Here is a 7,411-nt window from a genome sequence, read left to right on the forward strand (position 1 = left end):
ACCTCCGACGCCGTCGCATTCGACGTTGCCTCGAGCTCACCTACGCGCGCCTCCCGACTAGCCAAGTTCGCCTCCAGCGCGTCGCATGCCGGTGTTTTGTCTCTCTCATCGGCCACCCGCTCTTGACGACTTTGGAGTTCCGCAACTACGGAACGCGCCTTGATTAGCTCGTTGATGCACGCGCCTAGCGCCTCCTCTTTGATGGGGCCCGTCATCGCTATCGCCGCTGGAGCATTGGCCATTGCGTCAACATACGAAAGCAACGGGGTAACTTGCATGTGCCGGCCAGTTATGAATCGGCGAAACGGTCTCTTTTTCTTGCGAGCATACTTTTCTATAACCGCCACCGAGTCGTAAAAAGCAATACGGGCAACATTCAAATTTAACTCTCGAAGTTCCACGAGCCGCTGCTCAGTCAGTTGGGCATCTTGCTCAAAGTGGTCGTAGTTCAACGCATCAATTATTGCCTTGAAGTATTCAATCGCTGTACCCGCTTTGCGATACCCACCCTGGTGTGAACGCCAGTAACTCGAATGAAGATCTTCAACGATGTATTTCCCGCCGTTCGCCAAGCGCGGAAATAATGCACCAAATGTCGCCAATATGTCAGATTGTTGATGGGATCCATCATCCACAATGACGTCAAAGCGCTTGTCGCCGAGCAAATGCTCAAGTTCCGCAGCGTTAGCGGCGTTACCGATATGAACCTCAATCTTATTGCCAAAACTCAGTTGTCGGCAGTGAAGATCCGTGTCGATTCCAGTGATGGTCGAACCCGGCGGCAAAAATTCCCGCCACACTTCCAAAGACCCGCCATTCTGGACGCCGATTTCCAACAACTCCAATGGCTTTGCCTGCGCCACAAGCCTCCTAAGCTCAACTTCGTAAATATACAGATATTGCTCCCACTTGTCCGACACCTTGCCCTTGTGATCTAAAAAAATCTGCCCATAGCTTTTGGCGACCCCAATGCTGGCGCTCGCCTTGACGACTGCCTTGCTCCTGCTACTTGGTCGACGGCTTTTGTCGGTCGGCATGGTCGCACCCTCCGGAACACCCTTTTGGGAGTATAAGCTTTCAGACTCAATCAGACGGTATTCTCATCACGTGCGTGAAGGAGGGAAGCACTAGTCTTGCTCCAGGCGCCACGCAACGCGGTTTCCCATCTGCAAGTATTTCCCCCATGTCCGGACTACTAGTTCACGCTTCTCCTTCCAGGGCGCTCGGGCATATGTACGAGTTTGATTGTCCCCGATCAGAAGGCCAAACTGGTCAAACTGGCGAAACGTGCCGCTCGAAGGCCACAGTGGTGGAGGATAACTTCTGCCGCTTCGGCAAACAATTGCCACATCGAATCCTCGGATGATGAATCTTCTTGTGAGGCTTGCGGGTCCACTTTCAACGAGGAAGGCATCTATCTTGCTCCGAATCGACAAGCTGCCCAGCATTGAAATTGCATCTTGGCGTCGAAGCATGAACGCGTTGGTTCTGACATGGACGTTGGGAAAAGTTGGGAATCTACCGTCTAGCTGGGAGAGGCTCTCAAATGAGCCCGTTGCTCCCACCATTCCCATTCCTGGGCGACGCATCGATATGGCGATCTTTTGGAGCCAGTAAGGGGCGAGGATTTCCGCATGAGTATTAAGAAATAGGACAAGGTCCTCCTCAATGTAGGGCAGTGCATCTCGATAAGCGCCAATGTCGAACTCCTTATCCTGCGTTTCCAAGACCACGGGCACTAAAGAGGAAAATCGACTTACTACAATCGCTTTCTCATTCTCGGAAGCGAAGCCTTTAAGGATGATATACAATTTGTAGGCAAGGCCTGCTGCCGTGGCATTTAATGAGGATGCGAAACGCTCGACGCCTACAAACCAATTGGGATCGGCACCTCGAACCAGAAAAACTACTGCGACTTCGGGCATTTGTCCTCGACACGATTACAAGTATCGCCCATTGAATGTCACTTCGAAGGTTGGTGGCTGAATTGTGAGACCTACCTCGTTGTAGAAGGGATCAACCGTGTCGACGGAAGCCCACCTTCGCTGATAAATTTCTGCCTCTTTTGGATCTAAAGTTGGCGTACGGGATTGTGACTCCATGTGAATGAGCGTCGCCTGCGGAGCATAAACCACCGAACGCCCCATTGCGCGAACCTTCTGGCAGAAGTCGATGTCATTATAGCTAACCGCCAAGTCTTCGGAGAACCCGCCTACCGACAGGTAGATGTCCCTTCTCGTCATCATACAGGCGCCAGTTACAGCGACGTAGTTGCGAACTCCGCACGTACTCAAAAAATAGCCCTCTTGGTCTGCAGGAAAGCAACGAACAACATGATCGGGGTTGCCACAGTTGATGACCACTCCAGCGTGCTGGATCATCCCACTTGGATAGAGCAACTTCGCTCCAACTACTCCCACATGACTTTTTTCGAAGTGCTCGAGCATTCGTTCAATCCAGCTTCTAGTGACGATTTCTATATCGTCGTTGAGCAGAACCAAAAACTCTCCCCGTGCTTCTCTCACGCCCATGTTCAGCTTCTTTGAGATGTTGAAAACCGGCTCCTCATAATTCACTAATCTACATCCGAGTGCCAAAGCCTTAGCCTTATGCTCTGGCTTCAAATCTCCGTTGGATATGACAATGACCTCGAGATTCGAGTAGTTCGTTCTGTCAGAGATGCTCGACAGCACATTCGGAAGTAATTCTACAGCCCGATCCCCATACTCGATTGTTCTACTTGCTGTCGGCAAAATGATCGAAATCATAGGCATCCGATTTAAATCTATACGGATATCCCAACCGAAATCAGCTCCAATCAGTGGTAGTATTTTTCCGGCACGTTTCGTTCGCCCGAGTCGCCCCATTAACGCCAACCGATCACGATTGACGTCGTGTCGTTCACAAGGCGATCGGTTTACCTTGCAAAGAACCTTCCTTATGTGATGGATCTGACTGGTATATTCACAAAACCTTAGGACAAAATCATAATATCCTTCGCCGCCAACGCTTCGCTGCGCGATGTTGGCCCGAAAGCAGGCGGGACGGCCGATATAGTTGAACACTTCCAAATAATCCGGACTCCAATCCGGCTTAAAGAACGGACTTCCCGCGCAGCCGTTAGGAAGACGAACATCTTCATCAGCATAGTGTAAATCAGCATCCGGCTTTGCATTTATTGCGCTTGCGAATTCGAAGAGTGCGTTAGGCCTGAGCTCATCACCTTCTTCGAGCCAGATCAGGAAATCGAAGTCGCTAGACTCGAGAAAATCCGCTCCTGCGCGACCATGAAACAGACGCACCATCCAATGCGGATAAACTTGAGCCTTCAAAGACGCGACAGTTTCACCAATTCGCGCTTCCTCGCTTCCCTCAATAGCTACAAGAAATTGCGGCTGGTACAACATCTCTCGGACGAATTGCTCGGCGTCAGCGCGATCCAACTCGAATTGGACAAGCTCCTCGTTCACGAGCGCTTGGTAGGATAAGCGCCATTCGATGAAGGGCTCGACCACGATTGCAAGCAATGCCAGCGGCGAGCCGTTGGCGGCTCGCACGATGATGATGTGAGGTCCGTCATCAAGCCAGTCTGAAGGCGTGGCGGCGTAAATGTTCCTAATCTCGTCTTGCTCACAGTTAAGCTTGACGGTGGGCGCCGGAAGAATCTCCTTCGAGCGCAACCCGCATAGAGGGAACAGTTCGATCGTCAGCGCCTTCTCAACCGAGCTGCGAACTCGTATGATGGGACTTCCTCCGACGACTGCCCATCGCGAAGGAGTCACAAACTCCACTTGTCCGAAAGGTCCACTCTCCGCCACAACATATTGAGAATCTCTGCTCTTTAGCATGGCAAAAGTAGTATTGTCCGCTTCGTAAAGGGCGCAGAGTTCACCCAACGGCTCGGGCCATCCCGGCTTTAGCTCCGCGGCACAATAGTAGGCCCAAGCAGCATCCCCGAGTCTCCCGACGACTTTGTAGAAGTGACCAATCTGGAGATGAAGGTCTGGATCGTTCGGTGTCAGCGCGAGTGCGTGGAGATAGTGTGTTTCAGCCAGTGCGAACCGACCGACCTCCTTGTTCATATGGCCGCACTGGACATGGATGGCACTCAGTGAGCTATCCAGAGTCAACGCCGCACCATATAAAGATGCCGCAATTTCGTAGTTCTTCTGATCGCGCGCCCAGTCGGCCTTGCTAATTAAGCTACGGACCTTCCTTCTCTGCGCGTAGGCCATTATTCTCCGCAGCCACCAACGAGGCACAGCTGGCATCAAACTCGAGAAATCAATAGCCCCGGCCATACTTCGTCTCCAAGCCCGTCGAGCGCCGCCGCATTATTGTTCGGTTGCGGCCTTGTGCTCGCACGGAAACGAAAGGCCGCCAAGTTGTCTGTTGGGTCAGTGCTGCGTTCTCCTAATACCATAAGGCGATGGAGCAAGGTTGGTGGTATGTCCATGAGATCATTCAAACAAATGCATGCTGTCTATGCACTATATATTTCTTTCGGGTCTTGCCTAGCTGAGGGGGTTATTGCGGAGCAAAGCTAGGAGAGATTTGTATCGGTCTGCATGCCTGTTGTTGTAACGCCACTCGGTCTCTTTGAGATGAAGATGGAAGGTCTGCCTGGGGACGCCTTTAAACTTTGCGAGCACGTCGGGTAGATTACCAATAGGTAATCTCAGGCATCGCCCAAATGTTCAGAAGTAGTACCTGCCGGCTATGCCATCCACCGGAATGGCGCTGGAGCCCCAGCCTCTTCCCCTTCCACCGCGGCGCGCCGATCTTCTTCGACACTCTTGCTCACAAGCAGCGTCATCAGGTCGTGCGCATATGATGCAGTCTCAAAGACTTCCGCCCCGTCAATGCTCGATGCGACAACCTCGCCAGAAACTATCTCTCCGACTTCTTCATCACCGCTGCCCATGCATATTGGCTAGTTTAATCTGCGCCCAAGGGGCTGGCACAATTGGGTCCTGTCATCGGCGCGAACTAGCGGTGGATTTCCTGTAAACTTGATAGGATTTTCATAGGCATCTCGGGAAACGACCGACAAGGACTCCGCATGTGGTTTCGCTGCCGTATCGCCCTTTCTGCCTTACTCGTTTTGCCGTTAGCGCCCTTGCTTGCAAACGCGAAAGACCCGGCGACCTCTGCTTCAGAGTCTCAACGCGCGCTACGGGCCCTACCCTCGAGTGCAATTATCTCCCTCAAGGATTACGGCGCGATCTGCGACGGCTCATCGGATGATAGTGCGGCGTTCTCGGCGGCCTTGACCACTGGCATGAGCAACTCAATGGGCCGGATACTTGTCCTTCCCCAAGGCACCTGTGCGCTCTCGTCGAAGATATCAGTCATTCTGACCAACAAGCTCACGATTGTCGGCGCTGGCCGCGGGGCATCAATCCTGAAATGGACGAATCCAGACGGCGGCTTGGCCCTGACATATACTAATCAATACCTAGCACCTTCGATCGAGGGCATGACGTTTCTGACAACACGAGCTGGCGGCGGCACCGCACTCACAATCGCCCTGAGACCGGCGCTTACTACAGCTAATGATGTAGGGCCCATAATCCGCGACATTGACATCCGAGGTCTTAACCCTTCGGCTGACTACTGGACCGACGGCATCAAGCTCATTGATGTATGGTACCCGACTCTTTCCCACTTCACCATCAAGGGCAAGAACGAGGTAACGCTGCCATTCTCAATGCAAAGCGGCGTCCAGTATATCCGCTCGCAAGGTGTTTTTCTTAGCGCGTTCACAATGCAGCACATGCAAGACGCGGTGCTCCAAGGAGGAACGACACTCGGTGAAGGCTTGAACGCATCGGCCTTCGAGTTGGTAGGGGTTAAGAACGGCTTCAATCTCTCTTCTTGGACCTCCGGCGCGCTCGCTATCCAAGGCATCCAAAACGGCCATATCAACGCGTACGCTCGGGCAATCATTGCCAGCTATATCGTGCAGGCCCACCTCTCTGGGTTATTGATCTATAAGGCGCACCTTTCGAAATCGGCCTTCATCGGCATCGAACTTCTGATCGGCAACACCAACAACCGACTGATCGGCAATCACATCGAAGACAATCCTGCAGCCACAGGCGGCTTTACAGGAATCGCGGTCGGAACGAATGCTGCGTACAACACTGTGATCGGCAACACTTGCGACTATGTTGTCACGGCCAGCTCTGACTGTGTTGCCATTGGCGCAAATGCTAGGAGCAACATAATCATTGCCAACGTCGGCGGTCGCTCCGGCGCCGCAATCGATACAGTGTCCGTGAGTAAAGATGCCGGTCCGAACATCATTGTCGGCAATCACAGTGCATCGGGCGTCGCTGTTTCAAGCAACTCAGTTGCGACACAAACGATCTTCAATAATAGTCCGCTTCCCGACCAAATCCTGACAATCAACAGCACGACACCATCGGTGAAATCGTCGCAACATGAAGCTTGGCGTACAGCAAACACGTCTTCAACCACGATAACAAACCTCACAGACGGCACGCTGGGCCAGCGCGTCACACTGTTACTGGATGCCAATACCGGCTTCTCCCATAGTCGTAGCTTCGTATTAAGGAGCGATACCGACATCGCCGTTGGGGCTGGCAGCGGCCACACAATCACCTTCATACGGTACAGCGATAAGTGGGTTGAACAGAGCAGGAGCTTTTGACTCGACATCTTATCCGAGCTTCATATCGGCAAAACCTCAGGTACATCACTGCGTCATTCACTCTTGGCGGCGGGCCTGTCGTGCAGTCCTCAATTTGCGCAGAACTTCAAGACTGATGCCGAAGCCGGACAGCTGACCGATCACGACATTATTTGCGAGCATATCAGCAAGGTCGACCAGTTGAAATGGTTTCGCGACCACCAGGTGCTTACCCTATTGCGCGGACCGATCGATCGCGCCCTCCTCCGTCCTGCATTAGTTTCGACAGCCGGAGAGAGCTCCGATGCTTAGCATGAAAGGGATGTCACTGTTCGACATGCTGGAAACGAGGGTGGGACTTGAGAACCATCACAACGCGATGGCACGCCAACTCGGCGGACACATGCTCGAGCTCGATCAGGGCCTTCCGACGTTGTTGGAAGCCGCAAAGGAAACGCTTCGCGGCGTCGCTTGGTTCGGGTTCTAGGACACGCTTGCTTCAGACCTTCTGCGGCTTGCCAAACTGCTTGGTCGAGACGTAGATGCCCTCATCGAGAATGTAACTCCGGGTCGTCCGCCGATTGCTACTGAGAACATCTACCTCATTAGTCGTCTCCGGGATCTCTACGCCTACGATCTCCGACTCCGAAGCTGGGCAAGGGTAAGCGTCCGGCCGGGGCCGTGGGCTGACTGATGCGGTCGTCAGGTTACTGACGGGCCATCCGGGACGAGCCTGTCGCGGAGGTTCCAGGGCAG

5 protein-coding genes are annotated in these 7,411 nt (G+C 53.1%); 2 read left to right on the plus strand and 3 right to left on the minus strand.

Annotation, left to right across the window (positions count from 1 at the left end; all coding sequences use genetic code 11):
* The 3 genes from B5D62_RS32685 to B5D62_RS32690 form a co-directional block, all read right to left on the minus strand.
* Positions 1–1,037 (minus strand): class I SAM-dependent methyltransferase (locus B5D62_RS32685; RefSeq protein WP_139374224.1); only part of this gene is annotated, 1,037 nt, incomplete at its 3' end.
* Positions 1,038–1,127: 90 nt separating this feature from the next.
* Positions 1,128–1,925 (minus strand): hypothetical protein, encoded by a 798-nt coding sequence (locus tag B5D62_RS33195; RefSeq protein WP_139374225.1) that lies wholly within the window; start codon positions 1,923–1,925, stop codon positions 1,128–1,130.
* A 15-nt stretch (positions 1,926–1,940) separates the two neighbouring features.
* Positions 1,941–4,235, minus strand: coding sequence for a glycosyltransferase (locus B5D62_RS32690; RefSeq protein ID WP_170921269.1), 2,295 nt, complete (start codon positions 4,233–4,235; stop codon positions 1,941–1,943).
* 827 nt (positions 4,236–5,062) lie between these two features.
* Here B5D62_RS32690 and B5D62_RS32700 point away from each other — a divergent pair.
* Positions 5,063–6,676 carry a glycosyl hydrolase family 28-related protein gene (locus tag B5D62_RS32700; RefSeq protein ID WP_085938294.1) on the plus strand — a complete coding sequence of 538 codons (1,614 nt, stop codon included), beginning with the start codon at positions 5,063–5,065 and terminating at the stop codon, positions 6,674–6,676.
* Positions 6,677–6,977: 301 nt separating this feature from the next.
* Positions 6,978–7,142, plus strand: a complete 165-nt coding sequence (locus B5D62_RS33635; protein WP_170921270.1) for a hypothetical protein — start codon at positions 6,978–6,980, stop codon at positions 7,140–7,142.
* Positions 7,143–7,411 lie beyond the last annotated feature (269 nt).

Origin of the sequence: Enhydrobacter aerosaccus, assembly GCF_900167455.1 — a bacterium.
GTDB lineage: Bacteria > Pseudomonadota > Alphaproteobacteria > Reyranellales > Reyranellaceae > Reyranella > Reyranella aerosaccus.

Bases quoted from the DNA above. Each gene is read 5' to 3' on its own strand.
- B5D62_RS32690 (WP_170921269.1), bottom strand. From the start codon at position 4,235: ATGGCCTACGCGCAGAGAAGGAAGGTCCGTAGCTTAATTAGCAAGGCC.
- B5D62_RS33635 (WP_170921270.1), top strand. From the start codon at position 6,978: ATGTCACTGTTCGACATGCTGGAAACGAGGGTGGGACTTGAGAACCAT.
- B5D62_RS32700 (WP_085938294.1), top strand. From the start codon at position 5,063: ATGTGGTTTCGCTGCCGTATCGCCCTTTCTGCCTTACTCGTTTTGCCG.
- B5D62_RS33195 (WP_139374225.1), bottom strand. From the start codon at position 1,925: ATGCCCGAAGTCGCAGTAGTTTTTCTGGTTCGAGGTGCCGATCCCAAT.